This is a genomic window from Sulfitobacter sp. W002 (assembly GCF_025142135.1).
In the GTDB taxonomy this organism is placed as follows: domain Bacteria; phylum Pseudomonadota; class Alphaproteobacteria; order Rhodobacterales; family Rhodobacteraceae; genus Sulfitobacter; species Sulfitobacter profundi.
Genome location: NZ_CP081126.1, coordinates 444,450 through 463,101 on the forward strand (window position 1 = coordinate 444,450; position 18,652 = coordinate 463,101).

Below are 18,652 nucleotides of genomic sequence, written 5' to 3' on the forward strand. Positions count from 1 at the left end.
TCGCGGGCGAGGGATCAGATATGCGTTTGTGCAAGGCGGCGGTCGGGCCGGTCAAGATGCGGCACGGCATTGAACAGCACGGGCGACCAATGCCCGCCGATGGGAAAGAGCCGGTGCATCGAAGTATGCATGATCGCCAGCGCCAAGCGCGCCATGGCCGGGATGCCCACGCCCATGGCCTGCGCCATCGCCAAAGAAATCAGCCCGCCCGAGGTCACCACCAGCGCCGGGCCTTCGCCCTCGGCAATCTCGGCCAGCGCGGATTGAACGCGGGTCTCAAAGCTCTCGTAGGTTTCGGGCGTGTCGTCCAGCTTGCCCGCTTTCCAATAGTCAAAGACCTGCGGCAAGTGGTGCACGAATTCGCCCGCGCGGGGGAAGGGCACCTTGTGCTGTTGCTCCATCAGATTGGCGAGGGTGAAATATTCCAGCTCATTCAACCGCGCGTCGCGGATGGGTTCCAGCCCGGTCTTCATCGCCTCGGCGGTTTCGATATGGCGGGTCAAGGTGCCGGTATAGAGCCGCGTGTGGTGGCTTTCGCTGTGACGCAAATGCTCGCCCAACCATGCGGCTTGCTCATGGCCAAGCGGGCTAAGTTGGTCATAGCTTAGCTCGTCCTTGGCGGTGGAATTGGCTTGGCCGTGGCGGATCAGGGTAATGTGGGACATCAAAAGGCTTTCACTGTTCGCCCAAGTGATAGGGCAGCTTGTCGGGCCATACAATCCAATGCGCTGCGGCGGCGTTTATCCGTGACGGGGTGTCGGGATTGGCCCCTGACACGGGCCGGGTTTTGCCTATAGTTTGGTCAATAGCCAGCGGGAGGGGTAGCCATGTCCGAGAGGATCACATTCACGCTTGATGGTCAGACCGTCGAGGCCGAGACCGGCATGACCATCTGGGAAGTGGCCAATGGCCGGGGTCTGAAGATCCCGCATCTCTGCCACAAACCTGCCCCCGGTTACCGCCCCGACGGAAACTGCCGCGCCTGTATGGTCGAGATCGAGGGCGAGCGCGTGCTGGCGGCTTCGTGCATCCGCGAACCAGCCGAGGGGATGGTTGTCACGACCAACAACGCGCGGGCCGAAAATGCGCGCAAGATGGTGATGGAGCTGTTGCTGGCCGACCAACCCTCGCAGGACCTGGCCCACGACAAGTCGAGCCATATGCGCGAGATGGCGACGCTGAGCGGGGTGGAAAGCAGCCGTTTTCCCAAGCTTGAGCGGGACCGCATTCCGCTGTTGGACGACAGCCATGTCGCGATGCGCGTGAACCTTGATGCCTGTATCCAGTGCAACCTCTGCGTCCGCGCCTGCCGCGAGGTGCAGGTCAACGACGTGATCGGTATGGCCGGGCGCGGGCATGATGCCTATCCGGTTTTCGACATCGACGATCCGATGGGCGCATCGACCTGTGTGGCTTGCGGCGAATGCGTGCAGGCTTGCCCAACGGGCGCGTTGATGCCCGCCACGGTGGTAGATGAAGCGCAGGTGGGCGACTCGGCGGATTACGACGATGAGGTCGCCAGCGTCTGCCCCTTCTGCGGCGTCGGCTGTCAGATTTCGCTTAAAGTGAAGGACAATAAGGTCAAATACGTCGAAGGCATCAATGGCCCGGCCAACGAAGGGCGGCTCTGCGTCAAGGGGCGCTTTGGCTTTGACTATATCCATCACGATCACCGTCTGACCAAACCGCTGATCCGCCGCGAGGATGCGCCCGCCAAGGGGCTGAACGTCGATCCCGGCAACTGGAGCGAGGTTTTCCGCGAGGCCACATGGGACGAGGCGCTAGATTTCGCAGCGCAGGGGCTCAAGGGCCGTGGCCGCGAAGTGGCGGGGTTCGGCAGCGCCAAATGCACCAATGAAGAAGCCTATCTGTTCCAAAAGATGATCCGTCAGGGCTTTGGCCATAACAACGTCGATCACTGCACGCGGCTGTGCCATGCCTCATCCGTCGCCGCGCTGATGGAGAATGTGGGTTCGGGTGCAGTGACGGCGACCTTCAACGAGATCGAAAACGCCGATGTGGCGATCGTGATCGGGGCCAACCCGGTTGAGAACCACCCCGTTGCCGCGACCTATTTCAAGCAGTTCACCAAACGTGGCGGCAAGCTGATCGTGATGGACCCGCGCGGCGTGGGGTTGCGTCGCTTCGCCAGCCATATGCTGCAATTCCGCCCCGGCACCGATGTGTCGATGCTCAACGCGATCATGCATGTGATCGTCGAAGAGGGGCTCTATGACGCACAATATATCGCGGCCTATACCGAGAATTGGGAGGCCGAAAAGGCACATCTGAAGGACTTCAGCCCCGAGAAGATGGCCCCCATCTGCGGGATCGAGGCCGAGGTGCTGCGCGATGTGGCGCGGACCTTTGCCCGTGCCAAGGCAGGCATGATCTTTTGGGGCATGGGGGTCAGCCAGCACATCCACGGCACCGACAATGCGCGCTGTTTGATCAGCCTCGCGCTGATGACCGGTCAGATTGGCCGTCCCGGCGCTGGGCTGCACCCGCTGAGGGGGCAGAACAACGTGCAGGGTGCCTCTGATGCTGGGCTGATCCCGATGTTCCTGCCAGATTACCAACCTGTCGGCGACGACGGCGTGCGCTCGGCCTTTATCGAGGTCTGGGGCTCGGGCGATTTCAGCGCCGAAAAGGGGCTGACCGTGACCGAGATCATGGACGCGGTGCATGATGGGGACATCAAGGCGATGTATGTGTTGGGGGAAAACCCGGCGATGTCGGACCCGGATGTCGACCACGCCCGCGCGGCCCTTGCCAAGCTTGATCATCTGGTGGTGCAGGACATTTTCCTGACCGAAACGGCGAATTACGCCGATGTGATCCTCCCCGCCAGTGCCTTTGCCGAAAAGGCGGGCACTGTGACCAACACCAACCGACAGGTCCAAATGGGCCGCCCCGCGGTGACACCCCCCGGCGAGGCGCGCGAGGATTGGTGGATTGAGGTGGAACTGGCCAAGCGGCTGGGGCTGGACTGGTCCTACGAAAGCCCGGCGGATGTCTTTGCCGAGATGAAGCTGAACATGAAGTCCTTTGACAACATCACATGGGACCGTTTGGCGCGTGAGAATGCAGTGACCTACCCGTCGCTCAGCGAAAGCGATCCGGGGCAGGCAATTGTCTTTAGTGAGGGTTTCCCGCGTCCTGAAGGCCGTGCCAAATTCACCCCCGCCGCGATCGTGCCACCCGATGATGCGCCCGATGCGGAGTATCCGATGATCCTGACCACCGGGCGACAGTTGGAGCATTGGCATACCGGATCGATGACGCGGCGGTCCAAGGTGCTCGACGGGCTGGAGCCGGAGGCGAATTGCTCGCTGCACCCGTCGACCCTGCGCCGCCTCGGCGTGGCACCGGGGGAGCATGTGCGGCTTTCGACCAAACGCGGCAGTATCGAAATCATGGCCCGCGAGGATCGCGCGGTGGCACCCGATATGGTCTTCCTGCCCTTCGCCTATGTTGAAGCGGCGGCGAATATTCTGACAAATCCAGCGGTTGACCCCTACGGCAAGATCCCGGAGTTTAAGTTCTCTGCCGTTAGGGTGGAGGCGGCAAAAGGGGCCGTCGCCGCCGAGTAAGGAAGGTTTTGAAGAATGAAGATTGATGCCGCCCGATTTTTGAAAGACCTGCACGACCTGCGTGCCATCGGTGCTGCGGGTGTGGGCAAGGGCGTGGTGCGCCCGGCCTATTCCGCCGCCGATGTTGAGGCGCGGGAATGGCTTGCTGGGCGGATGCGCGACGCAGGGCTGACCGTTGAGGTCGACGCGATGGGCAACCTCTTTGGGCGTGCCGAAGGGCCGTCGATCCTGCTGGGGTCGCACTCCGACAGCCAGCCCGAAGGCGGCTGGCTTGATGGTGCCTTGGGCGTGATCGCCGCCCTTGAAGTGGCCCGCGCGGCACAGGAGGCCGGGGGGCCTGCGGTCTCGGTCGTGTCCTTTCAGGATGAAGAGGGGCGCTTTGGCGTGACCACTGGTTCGACTGTCTGGTCCGGCGCTCTGGATCAGGCGGATGCTGACGGTCTCACCGATCATGCTGGGGTCAGCTTGGCGGAGGCGCGCAAGGCGATGACGGGCATGGTGACCGGCCCGGTCGATCCGGCGCAGTTCACCGGCTATATTGAGCTACACATCGAACAGGGGCCGACGCTGGATGACAGTGACGAGCAGATCGGTGTCGTCACTGATATCGTCGGCATTCGCGATATGAAGGTGACCTTTGAAGGCCAGCAAAACCACGCGGGCACCACGCCGATGGCGGTGCGCAAGGATGCCTTTCAAGCGGTATCTGCCTTCAACAGCCTGCTTAATGACCGGCTGCGCAATGTGGTAACGCCCAGCACTGTCTGGACGATCGGCCATGTCAGCCTGCATCCCAATGCCTCGTCCATCGTGCCGGGCAAGGCGGTGTTTTCCATGCAGTGGCGGGACGGCGACAGCGACCGTCTGGCACGGATGGAGGCGATCATCCGCGAGACTGCCGAAGAGGTCGCCCAGACACGCGGGATGGAGCTGTCTTTTGGTCCGATGCTGGGGTTGGAGCCGGTGGCGATGGATGCCCGGCTGCGCGACGCGCTGGCCGAGGCGGCGGAAACGGTGGCGCCGGGCAAGTGGCGCAAGATGCCCTCGGGTGCTTTGCACGACGCGACCAATGTGGCCCGGCTGATGCCCGTGGCGATGTTGTTCGCACCATCGATCAACGGGATCAGCCATGCTTTTGAAGAGGACACAGCCGAAGCCGATCTGGTCGCGGCGGTCGAGGTGCTGGGCCGGGCTGTCGCGGCGCTTTGAGCGCCGTCAGTCCCAATCCACATCGCCAAGGAAGATATAGCCCGCGCCATAGATCGTCTTGATCAACTGCGGGTTCTTCGGGTCTTCGCCAAGTTTCGTGCGCAACCGCGAGATGCGCACGTCCATGGCCCGGTCAAAGCTCTCCGAGGCGACGCCACCAAGGCTTTCTTGCATCTGCGCGCGGCTGATCAGGCGTTTCGGCGCGTCTAGGAACAGCCGCAGCACCTCGCCTTCGGCGTGGGAAAATGTCACCTCGGCGCCTGTCGAATCCTGCAAAACATAGCGGTCGAAATGCGCGGTCCAGCCGTTGAAGCGCGCGGTGGTGCTGGCCTGCGGGGTGGGCTTGGCGCTGCGCAAGCGGGCGCGGATTCGGGCGACCACTTCCGCCGGGTCGAAGGGTTTGATGATGTAATCGTCGGCCCCAAGCTCCAGCCCTGTCACCCGGTCCTGCACCTGCGCGCGGCCCGAGATGATGATGACGATCGCGCCTTGTTCCAGCGCCAGCCGATGTACCAGCGTCAGCCCGTCAGTGTCGGGCAGGCTGAGATCGACAAGACAGACATCGGGCGTATGGCTGGCCAAGGCGGCCTCAAAAGCCCGTGCACGGCCAAAGCTGAGGGTGTCGAATCCGGCTTCCTCAAGCGTGTCCGACAGCATTTGACGGATCTCGGGTTCGTCATCCAGAATGGTAACCAGCGGGCGCGGGGCGGTATCACGGCTCATGGGGCGGTGGCTTTCAATGGGGCGATCAACGCTTGCAGATCGTCTTTTTCAAAGGGTTTGCGCAGCACCGGCGCGAGGGTTTGCGCCTCGACAAACAGCGGGTGATCGGCGGGCAGAGAGGTCATCAGCAACAGTGGCAGGCTGCTGCCGACGCGCCGGGCAAGGTCGATGCCGGTGCCTTCGCCGGTGAGTTGGATGTCCGAGAGGACAAGGGTGATTTCGGGCAGATCGGCGATCAGGGCCGTGGCCTCATCGGCGCTGGTGGCCTCGATCACCGAATGGCCCTGATCCATCAACATGTCGCGCACCACGGCGCGGATATCACTGGTGTCTTCGACCAGCAGCACCAGCCCCGTCGTGGCAGGCACGGCGGCACGGTAGGGCAGACGCAGGCTGATCTGCGCGCCGCCCTCGGGGGCATTGCTCAGCCGCAAATCGCCGCCTGCGGATTTGGTCATGTCGTAGACCATCGACAGGCCCAGCCCCGACCCTTCGCTGCCCTTGGTGGTGAAAAACGGCTCGACCCCACGCTCCAGCGCAGAGGGCGAAAAGCCCGGCCCGGTGTCGTGGATCACCCATTCGATCCATGTGTCATGCACCAGCCGTTGGGTCAGCGTGATCGTGCCCTGCGCGCCGCAGGCATCGCGGGCATTAAGGATGAGGTTCAAAAGCGCGTCCTGCACCCGCCCTTTATCGAGCAGGACAGACCCCTCTGGTGCGTCATTGCGCACCACCAGCGCGCATTTCGGCGGCAGAGTGGGGGCGGCGAGGGTCGAAAGCTCGTTCAGCAGGTCGGCGAGATCGGTGGCCGCGGGGCGCAGGGCGCGGGGTTCGGTCACATCGGCGATGGAACTTAGCAGCGTGCCGCCCCGCCGCGCAGCGGCCAAGGTGCCTTCGACCAATTCGCCCGCTTGGCGCGGCATGTCGGGCAGGCGGGCGAGTTTCGACTGCATCCCCAGAATGATCGTCAAAAGGTTTGAGAAATCATGCGCCAGCCCAGAGATCATCCGTGAGGCGAGTTCGCGTTTCAGCGTCTGTTGCAGGGCGACGCGGGTCTGGGTTTCTTCGGTGATGTCCATCGACAGGATATAGACCCCGCCGCGCCCATCGGGGGTAAAGGCACCGCGTATCCGGCGGGCAGAGGCGTCATGAGTGAACTCGATCACCGCCGGACTGCCTGCATAGGCTTGGGTCAGCGCGGGTTTGATCCGCGCATAGGCAGAGGCCCCAAGCGCGTCGCTGATGTGCAGACCGTAGATATTGCTGGGCCGTCCTGGCATGACACTGCTCAGACGGCGGTTGGAATAGATATAGCGGCTATTCTCGTCGACATGGGCGATATGGGCGGGCATCATCTCGGTTGTCAGGCGGGTGCGGGCTTCGCTTTCGGTGACCTGCCGTTTGGCTTCTTCCAGCGCCGTGATCGTCGCTTCGAGTTTGCGGTTGCTGGCGGCGAGTTGTTCGGCATGGGAGAGCAGTTGATCGCTCAGCGCATCGGACCGCGCGCGCAACAGCGCCTCTTGCCGTTTGGTGTTGGTGATGTCGGTATAGACGGTGACCCAGCCGCCCTGCGGCAGCGGAGAACCTTCGACGCTGATGGTGCGCCCGTTCGCGCGGGTGCGTTCCATGTAATGCGGCACAAAGGCCTGCGCTTGTTCGACACGCTCGGCCACGAAAGCATCGACATCCGTGACCTCACCATATTCGCCGGTTCCGGCAAGATGGCGGATCGTATCCTCAAAGGGCGCACCGGGGGTGACCAGTTCATCGGGCAGGTCGAACATGGATTGAAACGGCCCGTTGCAGACCGCAAGGCGCAGGTCGCTGTCATAGATCGTCAGCGCCTGAGCGATCAGGTTCAGACCGGCTTGGGTCAGGGCTTTGGTTTGGTCATCGGTGATCTGCATTGGCATCCGTCGACGGTAGGGCCAGCACCGCGCAGAGGAAAGGCCAAATGGCGCTTGACCTTCTTGCGCTGGAGGCCCGGAGAAGCGCGGCAAATGAAACCCGAAAGGCAGAGCATGGACAAGAACTTTGGAATGGCGGCGGTGGCTGCGGTGGTCGCGATTGGCGGATATATGTGGTGGCGTGCCGGAGAGGCCCCTGCCCCCACAGCAAGCGGCGCGGCGATGGCAGCCGTCACCCTGCCGGAAAGCCTGAGCGAGCAGGCGCAGATCGGCGCGCGTGCATTTGAAGCGAAATGCGCGGCCTGCCACGGCGTCAATGTCGCCGGGCGCGAAGGCGCAGGCCCGCCGCTGATCCATAAAATCTATGAACCCAGCCACCACGGCGATGGCGCCTTTCTGGTCGCGGCAACCAATGGCGTGCGCCAGCATCACTGGTCTTTCGGCAATATGCCCCCGGTCGAAGGGATCACCCAGGCCGAGGTTAAATCCATCGTGACCTATGTGCGCGAGGTGCAGCGCGCAAATGGCATTGATTAGGCGCAAAAGAAAGTAGGCGCAAAAGGCGGCTAAATCGCGCTGTAACAATTCGTTAGGATTCGGAAAAGATCAGGAAAAAGTTGACCTCCACAAAAAAGAGAACGTCACTTGTGAGATCATAGAATCGCACAAGCGATCGAACCCGCCGGGGAGGGCGGGCATGGGAGGAAGACAATTTGGCCAAGCCGCTGACGCGTGCCGACGGACCTCAGTCCGTGCCGGCGCTGTTGCATCGCAACGCAAGTGAATTCGCAAACGCCCCCGCTTATCGGGAGAAGGAATACGGGATCTGGCAAAGCTGGACCTGGTCGCAGACCCGCGACGAGGTCGAGGCGCTGGCGCTCGGATTTCTGGAGCTGGGACTGGATGAGGGCGATTTCGTCGCCGTTATCGGGCGCAACCGACCATACCTCTATTGGGCGATGATGGCGGCACAGATGGCTGGCGCCATCCCCGTCCCGCTTTACCAAGACGCCAACGCCGAAGAGATGGCCTATGTCATGGGCCACTGCGGCGCGCGCATCGCCGTGGTGGGCGATCAGGAGCAGGTCGACAAGATAATCGAAGTGCAGGCGCAGCTGCCCGACTTTGAGCGGATGGTCTATCTCGATCCGCGGGGCCTGCGGAAATACGACCACTCCAAGCTGGACCAATACAGCGCCGTGCAGGAACTGGGCCGGGCCAACCGCGAAAAGCACATCGCCGAGTTGGAGGCGCGTCAGGCCAAGCTGAATTACGACTCGACCGGTGTGATGCTTTACACCTCGGGCACCACAGGCAAGCCCAAGGGCGTGGTGCTGAGCAACCGTAACGTGATCGAGACGGCGAAGTCGTCTTCGGAATTCGACAACCTCAAACGCAATGACGAGATCCTCGCCTATCTGCCGATGGCATGGGTTGGGGATTTCATCTTCTCCGTGGGCCAAGCGCTTTGGACCGGGTTCTGCACCAACTGCCCCGAAAGCGCCGACACGATGCATGTCGACCTGCGCGAGATCGGGCCGACCTATTATTTCGCCCCGCCGCGGGTGTTCGAGACGCAGCTGACCAGCGTTATGATCCGCATGGAGGACGCGAGCCGCTTCAAGAAATGGCTGTTCGATACCTTCATGGCTCATGCCCGCAAGGTTGGCCCCGCGATTCTGGACGGCAAGAAGGTGTCGTTCATGGACCGTGCGAAATACGCCTTGGGCGAGTTGATGATTTATGGCCCGCTGAAGAACACGCTGGGGTTCAGCCGCGTCCGCGTCGGCTATACCGCCGGCGAGGCGATCGGCCCGGAGATTTTCGACTTCTACCGCTCGCTCGGCATCAACCTCAAACAACTCTACGGCCAGACCGAGGCGACGGTGTTCATCACCGCCCAACCCGACGGCGAAGTGCGCAGCGATACCGTGGGCGTGACCTGCCCCGGCGTTGAGTTGAAAATCGCGGACAATGGCGAGGTCTTTTACCGCTCGCCGGGTGTCTTCGTGGAATACTACAAGAACCCCGAAAGCACCGCAGACACCAAAGATGCCGAAGGCTGGGTCGCCACGGGCGACGCGGGCTTTATTGAGGAAGGTTCGGGCCACCTGCGCATCATCGACCGCGCCAAGGATGTGGGCCAAATGGCCGATGGGCGGCTCTTTGCGCCGAAATATGTGGAGAACAAGCTCAAGTTCTTCCCCAACATCCTTGAGACTGTGGTTTTTGGCAACCAGCGCAGCGAATGCACCGCTTTCATCAACATCGACCTCACGGCGGTGGGCAACTGGGCCGAGCGCAACAACATCGGCTACGCGTCCTATCAAGAACTGGCGCGGCATCCGCAGGTGATGGACACGATCCAAAGCCATGTGGAAGAGGTGAACCGCTCGGTCGCCGAGGATGAGATGCTTTCGGGCTGTCAGGTGCACCGTTTTGTCGTGCTGCACAAAGAGCTCGACGCCGACGATGGTGAATTGACCCGCACCCGCAAAGTGCGCCGCAAGATCATCGAAGAGAAATACGCCGATATCATCACCGCGCTTTATGACGGCTCCAAACAGGTCAGCACCGAGACGGAAGTGACCTATGAGGACGGCCGCAAGGGCTCGATCAAGGCGACGCTCGAAATTCGCGACGCCGCGGTGCAGCCGACCAGCCACAAGATGGCAGCGGAATGAGCGCGGCCGGGGCCAGCGCCGGGCAGGCGGGAACTATGGAAAGGGACAGCGTGAAAGATCAGGCTGACAGCTATGTCACCGACGACGGCCGCACCATCGGCCCCACGGTGATGGAGATGAAAAACATCACCCTGCGTTTCGGCGGTGTGGAAGCGATCAAGGACATCTCATTCGACATCCGCGAGGGTGAAATCCGCGCGATCATCGGGCCGAACGGGGCGGGCAAGTCCTCGATGCTCAATGTGATCAGCGGCTTCTACGTCCCGCAGGAGGGTGAGGTTTGGTACAAGGGCGCGCAGCGTCCGCCGATGAAACCCTATCAGGTGGCGCAGCAGGGCATCGCCCGTACCTTTCAGAACATCGCGCTGTTTGAGGGCATGTCGGTGCTCGACAACGTGATGACGGGCCGCCTGACCCAGATGAAATCGGGCCTGCTGGCGCAGTCCCTTTGGAAGGGCAAGGCCGAGCGCGAGGAAGTGGAGAACCGCGAGATCGCCGAGAAGGTCATCGACTTTCTGGAGATTCAGGCGATCCGTAAAACCCCGGTCGCGCGTCTGCCTTACGGTCTGAAAAAGCGCGTCGAACTGGCCCGCGCCTTGGCGGCGGAGCCGACGATCCTGCTGCTGGATGAGCCGATGGCTGGCATGAACGTCGAAGAGAAAGAGGACATGTCCCGTTTCATCCTCGACGTGAACGACGAGTTCGGCACCACCATCGCGCTTATCGAGCACGATATGGGCGTGGTCATGGACCTTAGCGACCGCGTTGTGGTGATGGATTATGGCCGCAAGATCGGCGACGGATCGCCCGACGAAGTGCGCAACAATCAAGAGGTGATCGACGCCTATCTGGGGGTGGCCCATGACTGAGCGCCGCACGATCACCCGCAACGACACAGCCGTTCTGACTTTGGGGAGGGCCAATGATGCCTGAGCAACTGGCGTTTACAATTGAGGTCTTTCTCAACGGGCTGATGGCCGGGGTGCTTTATGCGCTCGTGGCACTTGGCTTTGTGCTGATCTACAAGGCTTCGGGCATTTTCAACTATGCCCAAGGTGTTATGGCGCTTTTCGCCGCGTTGACACTGGTCGGGATCATGGACGGGCAGGTGCCCTTTAGCCATCTGATCAACGCGATCTTGGGCACCGAAGTGCATCACTTTGGTTGGCATGTGCCTGCCTTCCTTGCCATCGTATTAACAATGATCGTGATGATCGTGCTGGCCTATTGCGTGCAGCGTTTCGTGTTCCGCTACCTCGTGGGCCAAGAGCCGATCATTCTGTTCATGGCGACCATCGGTCTGGCCTATTTCCTCGAAGGCGTCGGCGACCTGATGTGGGGGTCCGAGATCAAGACGCTTGATGTCGGTCTGCCGCAGGGCATTAACATCTGGATTGATGAATTTACCTTCGACGCGACGGGCTACGGCTTTTTTATCGACAACCTCGATATCGTGGCTTCCATCGTGGCCGCAATCCTCGTGATTGGGCTGGTGATGTTCGCGCAATACACCAAACAGGGCCGCGCGATGCGGGCCGTGGCGGACGACCATCAGGCCGCGCTGTCGGTGGGGGTCTCGCTCAACTTCATCTGGATCTTGGTCTGGTCGCTGGCGGGGTTCGTGGCGCTGGTGGCGGGCATCATGTGGGGCGCCAAGTCGGGCGTGCAGTTCTCGCTGTCGCTGATTGCACTCAAGGCTCTGCCGGTGCTGATGCTGGGCGGCTTCACCTCGATCCCCGGCGCGATTGTTGGCGGGCTGATCATCGGTGTGGGTGAGAAACTCTTTGAGTTCCTGATCGGTGCCCCCTTCCTTGGCGGCGCGACCGAGAACTGGTTCGCTTATATGCTGGCGCTCGTGTTCCTCGTCTTCCGCCCGCAGGGCCTGTTTGGGGAGAAGATCATTGAACGGGTTTGATTGGTCATGGGCTACGCTTGCTCCCATCACACTCCTTATTATCGGAGCCCTGTATGAGAACTCTAAGCGGAAACAAGAGATTGCTTCGCTTAGGGAAGCGCTTTCAGAAGCGTTGGAGAAACTCGAAATTGAACGCCTACGCGTAGATAGCATCCGCACCTGGATCTCTCGCGGCGCACCGAAAAGTGGAGCCATCTAATGTTCTATCGTGAAGCAGGCGATTTCAGCACAACTTACGCCGAAGACCAGCAGACCTTTCCGATCAAATTCGACCGCTACCGCTACTATGTGGTGCTGTTCGTTGCGATCTTTGTCATCCCCTTTATGGTCAATGACTACTGGGTAAACTCGCTGTTCCTGCCCTTCCTGATCTACGCCATCGCAGCGATTGGGCTGAACATCCTTGTGGGCTATTGCGGGCAGGTGAGCCTTGGCACCGGCGGTTTCATGGCGGTGGGGGCCTATGCCTGCTACAAGCTGATGACGGCGATGCCAGATGTCAGCATGTTCATCCATATTCTGCTCGCCGGGTTGATCACCGCGGCCGTTGGGGCGCTCTTTGGTCTGCCAAGCTTGCGGATTAAGGGCTTCTACCTTGCCGTGGCGACGCTGGCGGCGCAGTTCTTCCTTGTCTGGCTCTTCAACCGGGTGCCGTGGTTCTACAACTACTCTGCCTCTGGCCAGATCAGCGCGCCTGAGCGGGATACTTTCGGCATTCTGATCACCGGCCCCAACACCGAGGCTTGGGCCACCTATATGTTCTGCCTGATCTTCACCGTCTTCTCGGCGCTGGTGGCGCGCAACCTGACGCGCGGCTCGGTCGGTCGTAAATGGATGGCGATTCGCGACATGGACATCGCGGCCGAGATCATCGGGGTGAACCCGCTGCGTGCGAAACTGACGGCCTTTGCGGTGAGCTCTTTCTTCATCGGCATCTCCGGCGCGCTGTTTTTCTCGATCTATCTCGGCGCGGTCGAAGTGGGCGAAGCCTTCGGCATCAACAAATCGTTCCTTGTGCTCTTCATGATCATCATCGGAGGATTGGGCAGCATCTTTGGCAGCTTTGCGGGGGCCGCGTTCCTTGTGCTCTTGCCGGTGCTTTTGAAAATCGTCGGCGTCGACTGGCTGGGCTGGCCCACCGATATCGTGGCGCATTTGCAGCTGGTGATTGTCGGCGGGCTGATCGTGATCTTCCTGATCGCAGAGCCGCACGGGCTGGCGCAGCTGTGGCGCGTGGCCAAGGAAAAACTGAGATTGTGGCCCTTCCCGCACTAAGGGACGGCCATGAAAAGCGAGGCCGGGGGGAGGAAACCCGGCCCAAACACCCAAGTCGGACAATCCAAGGGAGGAAACACCGATGAAATATAAACTGGGAACACTGGCCGTAGCTGGCCTGATGGCCGCAAGCCCCGTGATGGCGGACCTTGTCTTTCCATCGCTGAGCTATCGTACCGGGCCCTACGCGGCGGGCGGCATCCCCTTCGCCGACGGTTACGCCGATTACTTTACGCTGCTGAACGAGCGTGACGGCGGCATCGGTGGCGAAACCATCCGCGTGCCGGAATGCGAAACCGCCTATAACACCGAAAAAGGCGTGGAGTGCTACGAGTCGACCAAGGGCGAAGGCGCGCTGGTGTATCAGCCGCTCTCGACCGGCATCACCTACCAGCTGATCCCCAAAGTCACCGCCGACGACATCCCGATGCTGACATCGGGTCTGGGCCGTACCTCGGCCAAGAACGGCAACACTTTCAGCCACGTCTTTAACTTCCCTGCGAACTACTGGGATGGCGCGTCGGTTGCGATCAAGCACATCATGGAGCAGGAAGGTGGCAGCCTTGAGGGCAAGAAGATCGCGCTCGTGTACCACAACTCTGCCTATGGCAAGGAGCCGATCCGCACGCTGCAAGAACTGAGCGAGAAGCATGGTTTCGAGCTGAAAGAAGTGCCCGTCGATCACCCCGGTCAGGAGCAGAAATCGCAGTGGCTGCAAATCCGCCGCGACAAGCCTGACTATGTGATCATGTATGGTTGGGGCGTGATGAACCAAGTTGCGGTTCAAGAAGCCGCCAACATCCGCTTCCCGATGGATAAGTTCATTGGCATCTGGTGGTCCGGTTCGGAAAACGACGTTCTGGCGGCGGGTGCCAAGGCCGATGGCTACAAGGCCCTGACCTTCCACAACGTGGGCTCCGACTATCCGCTTTATGACGATCTGCAGAAATACGTTGTCGATGCGGGCAAAGCTGCCGGTGCAGGCGATCAGGTCGGCTCGGTGCTTTATAACCGTGGCGTCTATGCCGCCATGCTGGTGTCAGAGGCGGCCCGTACGGCGCAGGAAATCCACGGTGTGACCGACATCACCGGCGGCCAGATGCGCGACGGGATGGAGCAGCTTGAGATCACCGAAGAGAAGATGGCGGCGCTTGGCCTGCCGGACTTCGGGCCTGAGTTCTCGGTCTCCTGCGAAAACCACGGTGGTGAGGGCTTTGTCGCCGTGACCCAGTGGGATGCGGAAGCCAAGGAATGGAACCTCGTGTCGGACTTCATGCAGTCGGATCAAGACGTGATCCAGCCGCTGATCGATGAGGATAGCTCGGCCTATGCCGACGAAAACGCCATCGAAGGCAACTGCTAAGACACCGCTCCCGGCTGCCCTCTGGGTGGCCGGGAACCTACCCAAGCGCCAAGAAAGGTCCTTCCCATGCTGGATGCCGCCAACACCAATGACGTCGCAGTCGACAACCTGCTTGAGGTCAACAATATCGAGGTGATCTACAACCACGTTATCCTCGTGCTGAAGGGCGTCAGCCTGAACGTGCCCAAGGGCGGCATCACCGCGCTGCTGGGCGGCAATGGCGCGGGCAAGACGACGACGCTCAAGGCGATCTCGGGGCTGCTGGCCTCGGAGCGGGGCGAGGTCACCAAAGGCTCGATCAAATACCGCGGCGGTGCGATCCAGCATCAGGATCCTGCCGAGACCGTGAAGAAAGGTGTCGTGCAGGTCATGGAAGGCCGCCACTGTTTTGAGCACCTGACCATTGAAGAAAACCTCCTGACTGGGGCCTATACCCGCACCGATGGCAATGCCGCGATCCAGCAGGACCTTGAGATGGTCTATAACTATTTCCCCCGTCTGAAAGAGCGCCGCCGCTCGCAGGCTGGCTATACCTCGGGCGGTGAGCAGCAGATGTGCGCCATTGGCCGCGCTCTGATGTCACGGCCTGAGACGATCCTTTTGGACGAGCCGTCGATGGGCCTTGCCCCGCAACTGGTTGAGCAGATTTTCGAGATCGTGAAATCGGTGAACGAACAGGAGGGCGTGACCTTCTTGCTGGCCGAGCAAAACACCAACGTCGCGCTGCGCTTTGCGCATTACGGCTACATCCTCGAATCCGGTCGCGTGGTGATGGACGGCCCAGCCAAAGACCTGCGCGAGAACCAAGACGTGAAGGAATTCTACCTCGGCATGTCCGACGAAGGCCGCAAAAGCTTTCGCGACGTGCGCAGCTACCGCCGCCGCAAACGCTGGCTGAGTTAAGCCGGTACACGACCGGACCAGTAAGACCCAAGACAAGACCAGAGCGGGCCTGTGCCCTCTCCAGTGATGCCATAGCAGGAAAGTGACAGGGATGCTGACCAAGCCCCATTTCGACGATCTGGAAACCCGCAGCGCCGACCAACGGGCGGCCGATCTGGCGCAGGCGTTGCCGCAGCAGATCGCCCGCGCACAGGGCTTGCCGGGTTATGGCGAGACGCTGAAGGGGGTGGATGCGGCGCAAATCACCTCTGCCGAAGCGCTGGCCGACCTCCCGGTGCTGCGCAAATCTGAGCTTGGCAAGGCGCAGGCGGGGCAGACGCCCTTCGGCGGGTTCACGACCAAGCCGGTGACGGAGTTCAGCCATGTCTTCCAGTCGCCCGGTCCGATTTACGAGCCCTCCAGCAACGATCCTGACTGGTGGCGGATGGGGCGCTTCCTCCATGCCGCGGGGATCGGCGCGGGCGATGTGGTGCACAACTGCTTTGGCTACCACCTGACCCCTGCCGGCATGATCTTCGAATCCGGTGCGCGCGCGGTGGGGGCGACCGTCTTGCCCGCTGGCACCGGCCAGACCGAGCTACAGGTCACCGCCGCCCGTGATGTGGGCTCGACCGCCTATGCGGGCACGCCGGACTACCTCAAGGTGATCTTGGAAAAGGCCGATGCCATGGGGGTTGATCTGAAGATCACCAAGGCGGCGGTCGGCGGCGGCGCGCTTTTCCCCAGCCTGCGGGCCTTCTATCAAGAGCGCGGTATCACCTGTCTGCAATCCTATGCCACCGCCGATCTGGGGAATATCGCCTATGAAAGCCCGGCAATGGAGGGGCTGATCGTCGACGAGCAGGTCGTCGTCGAGATCGTCACCCCCGGCACCGGAATCCCGGTCGCGCCCGGTGAGGTCGGTGAGGTGGTGGTCACCACGCTGAACCCCGATTACCCGCTCATTCGCTTCGCCACCGGAGACCTTAGCGCCGTTTTGGAGGGCGAAAGCCCCTGTGGGCGGACCAACATGCGCATCAAGGGCTGGATGGGCCGCGCCGATCAGACCACTAAGATCAAAGGCATGTTCGTCCGGCCCGAGCAGGTGGCGGCGCTGGTTGCCCAACACGAGGAGATCGAAAAGGCCCGCGTCATCGCCAGCCGGGAAGGCGAGGCAGATGTGATGACCGTGCAGATCGAAACCGTCGGAGTGGACAAGGACGCCTATGCCCGATCCGTGGCCGATCTCCTCAAGCTCAAGGGCCGGGTCGAGCTGGTTGCCCCCGGCAGTCTGCCGCGCGACGGGCTGGTGATCGAAGATACCCGCAGCTACGATTGAGGCGCGGCGTCGCGCCCTCTGGCATTTCCGAGTGAAATCGTCGAAATAGGGCGCATGACGCTGAACACCGCCTCCTCTGAGACGCCCAATCTGCGCCGCGCCCGCGACGGGCTGCGCGCGCTGTCGGCTGTCGCCCTGACCGTCGCCACCATCTGTGCGCTGCCGATGCTGGCGGTGCTGATCGCCGCGCTGAGCGGCGGGACGGAAACGGTGCAACACTTGATCGACACGGTGCTGGGCCGCTACACGGTGACGACGCTGCTCTTGGTGCTGCTGGTATCTTTCGGCACCTTTGCCATCGGTGTGGGGGCGGCATGGCTGGTAACGATGACACGTTTCCCCGGCGCCAAGCTGTTGGAGATTGCACTGGTGTTGCCGCTGGCCTTCCCGGCCTATGTGCTGGCCTACGCCTATACCCATGTGCTCGACCATCCCGGCATTGTGCAGACCATGCTGCGCGACGTAACGGGCTGGGGCCCGCGGGACTACTGGTTCCCCGAGATTCGCTCGCTTGGCGGGGCGGCGGCGATGCTGGTGTTGGTGCTTTATCCTTACGTCTACCTGCTGGCCCGCGCCGCTTTTCTGCAGCAAAGCGGGACGACATTCCTAGCCGCCCGCGCGCTCGGCTCCAGCGCTTGGGCGGCGTTTTTCAAGGTCAGCCTGCCGCTGGCCCGACCCGCCATTGCAGGCGGCGTGTTGCTGGCGGTGATGGAGACCATCGCCGATTTCGGCACCGTGGCCTATTTCGGCGTCCAGACCTTTGCCACCGGCATCTACACCAGCTGGTTCTCCATGTTCGACCGGGCCGCCGCCGCGCAACTGGCGCTTTGCCTGCTGAGTTTCGCGCTATTGCTGGCGATGCTGGAGCGGGCGCAGCGCGGCAAGGCCAAGTATCACGACCCCGCGCGTCGGACCCAATCCGCACCGCCAGCCGAGCTGAAAGGCTGGCAGGCCGCAGCGGCGATCGTGCTTTGTGGTGTGCCGGTGCTCTTTGGCGCGGTGCTGCCGGTGGTCATCCTCGTGACCATGGGGCTTGATAGCGAGCAGAGCCTTTTCAGCCCGCGCTACCTCGGTTTCATGCGCAATTCGGTGACGCTGGCGGGGGTCGCGGCTGCGCTGACGGTGCTGGCGGCGATCAGCGTGGGGTTTTACCGGCGGCTGCGCCCGGGCCGCGTCTCGCAGGGGGCGGCTTATGTCGCGCGGTTGGGCTATGCGGTGCCGGGCGGGGTGATCGCCGTGGGGCTGCTGGTGCCCTTTGCGGCTTTCGACAACGCGCTCGACGCCTGGATGCGCGAGACCTTTGATGTTTCCACCGGGCTTTTGATTACCGGCTCGATCTGGCTCTTGGTGCTGGCCTATCTGGTGCGTTTCCTCGCGGCGGCGCTTGGGGCCTATGAGGGCGGGCAGTCGATGGTGCATGCCAATATGGACGCCGCCGCGCGGTCACTGGGGCAGACGCCCTTGGGGACGCTGCGCCGGGTGCATCTGCCGATCCTTGCGCCGAGCCTGCTGACCGCGCTGCTGATCGTCTTTGTCGATGTGATGAAGGAACTGCCCGCCACGCTGATCATGCGGCCTTTCAACTATGACACGCTGGCGGTGCAGGCGTACCGTTTGGCGAGTGACGAGCGGCTCAATGGGGCGGCGGTGCCGAGCCTTGTGATCGTCGCGATGGGGCTGCTGCCGGTGATCCTGATCTGTCGGCAGGTGGGGCGGCAGCGGTAACGCGGAAGGGCCACCGCCTGCCCGTGGGGTGGCGATC

Annotated in this window: 14 protein-coding genes; 11 read left to right on the forward strand and 3 right to left on the reverse strand. The window is 61.9% G+C overall.

Annotated features, from left to right (window positions below):
* Nucleotides 1–14: 14 nt before the first annotated feature.
* A complete protein-coding gene (locus K3758_RS02230; RefSeq protein ID WP_259947285.1) occupies nt 15–665 on the reverse strand; it encodes a histidine phosphatase family protein in 651 nt (216 codons plus the stop codon).
* A 162-nt stretch (nt 666–827) separates the two neighbouring features.
* On the opposite strand from K3758_RS02230, the gene fdhF reads away from it, so the two are divergent.
* Together fdhF and K3758_RS02240 are read left to right on the forward strand one after the other, a co-directional pair.
* Nucleotides 828–3,593: a formate dehydrogenase subunit alpha gene (fdhF, locus tag K3758_RS02235; RefSeq protein ID WP_259947287.1), complete on the forward strand. Its 2,766-nt coding sequence runs from the start codon at nt 828–830 to the stop codon at nt 3,591–3,593.
* Between the two features lie 15 nt (nt 3,594–3,608).
* On the forward strand, nt 3,609–4,802 hold the full coding sequence (locus K3758_RS02240) for a Zn-dependent hydrolase (protein ID WP_259947288.1): 1,194 nt from the start codon (nt 3,609–3,611) through the stop codon (nt 4,800–4,802).
* A gap of 6 nt (nt 4,803–4,808) precedes the next feature.
* On the opposite strand, the gene K3758_RS02245 is transcribed toward K3758_RS02240, so the two are convergent.
* Together K3758_RS02245 and K3758_RS02250 are read right to left on the reverse strand one after the other, a co-directional pair.
* A complete protein-coding gene (locus K3758_RS02245; RefSeq protein WP_259947290.1) occupies nt 4,809–5,525 on the reverse strand; it encodes a response regulator transcription factor in 717 nt (238 codons plus the stop codon).
* Nucleotides 5,522–7,432, reverse strand: a complete 1,911-nt coding sequence (locus K3758_RS02250; RefSeq protein ID WP_259947291.1) for a PAS-domain containing protein — start codon at nt 7,430–7,432, stop codon at nt 5,522–5,524. The genes K3758_RS02245 and K3758_RS02250 overlap by 4 nt, the downstream gene beginning before the upstream one ends.
* A 114-nt stretch (nt 7,433–7,546) precedes the next feature.
* On the opposite strand from K3758_RS02250, the gene K3758_RS02255 reads away from it, so the two are divergent.
* The 9 genes from K3758_RS02255 (at nt 7,547) to K3758_RS02295 (ending at nt 18,615) form a co-directional block, all read left to right on the forward strand.
* Complete coding sequence (locus K3758_RS02255) at nt 7,547–7,969, forward strand: cytochrome c (protein WP_259947292.1); 423 nt, start codon at nt 7,547–7,549, stop codon at nt 7,967–7,969.
* Nucleotides 7,970–8,145: 176 nt separating this feature from the next.
* A complete protein-coding gene (locus tag K3758_RS02260) occupies nt 8,146–10,116 on the forward strand; it encodes an AMP-binding protein (RefSeq protein WP_259947295.1) in 1,971 nt (656 codons plus the stop codon).
* A gap of 50 nt (nt 10,117–10,166) precedes the next feature.
* Nucleotides 10,167–10,985: an ABC transporter ATP-binding protein gene (locus tag K3758_RS02265; protein WP_259949957.1), complete on the forward strand. Its 819-nt coding sequence runs from the start codon at nt 10,167–10,169 to the stop codon at nt 10,983–10,985.
* 56 nt (nt 10,986–11,041) lie between these two features.
* On the forward strand, nt 11,042–12,031 hold the full coding sequence (locus K3758_RS02270) for a branched-chain amino acid ABC transporter permease (RefSeq protein ID WP_259947297.1): 990 nt from the start codon (nt 11,042–11,044) through the stop codon (nt 12,029–12,031).
* Nucleotides 12,032–12,229: 198 nt separating this feature from the next.
* Nucleotides 12,230–13,306, forward strand: a complete 1,077-nt coding sequence (locus K3758_RS02275; RefSeq protein WP_259947298.1) for a branched-chain amino acid ABC transporter permease — start codon at nt 12,230–12,232, stop codon at nt 13,304–13,306.
* A gap of 82 nt (nt 13,307–13,388) precedes the next feature.
* Nucleotides 13,389–14,669: an ABC transporter substrate-binding protein gene (locus K3758_RS02280; protein WP_259947300.1), complete on the forward strand. Its 1,281-nt coding sequence runs from the start codon at nt 13,389–13,391 to the stop codon at nt 14,667–14,669.
* Nucleotides 14,670–14,735: 66 nt separating this feature from the next.
* Nucleotides 14,736–15,572: an ABC transporter ATP-binding protein gene (locus K3758_RS02285; RefSeq protein ID WP_259947301.1), complete on the forward strand. Its 837-nt coding sequence runs from the start codon at nt 14,736–14,738 to the stop codon at nt 15,570–15,572.
* Nucleotides 15,573–15,663: 91 nt separating this feature from the next.
* Nucleotides 15,664–16,890, forward strand: a complete 1,227-nt coding sequence (locus tag K3758_RS02290; protein ID WP_259947302.1) for a phenylacetate--CoA ligase family protein — start codon at nt 15,664–15,666, stop codon at nt 16,888–16,890.
* A 54-nt stretch (nt 16,891–16,944) separates the two neighbouring features.
* A complete protein-coding gene (locus K3758_RS02295) occupies nt 16,945–18,615 on the forward strand; it encodes an iron ABC transporter permease (RefSeq protein ID WP_259947303.1) in 1,671 nt (556 codons plus the stop codon).
* The last annotated feature ends 37 nt before the right edge of the window (nt 18,616–18,652 follow it).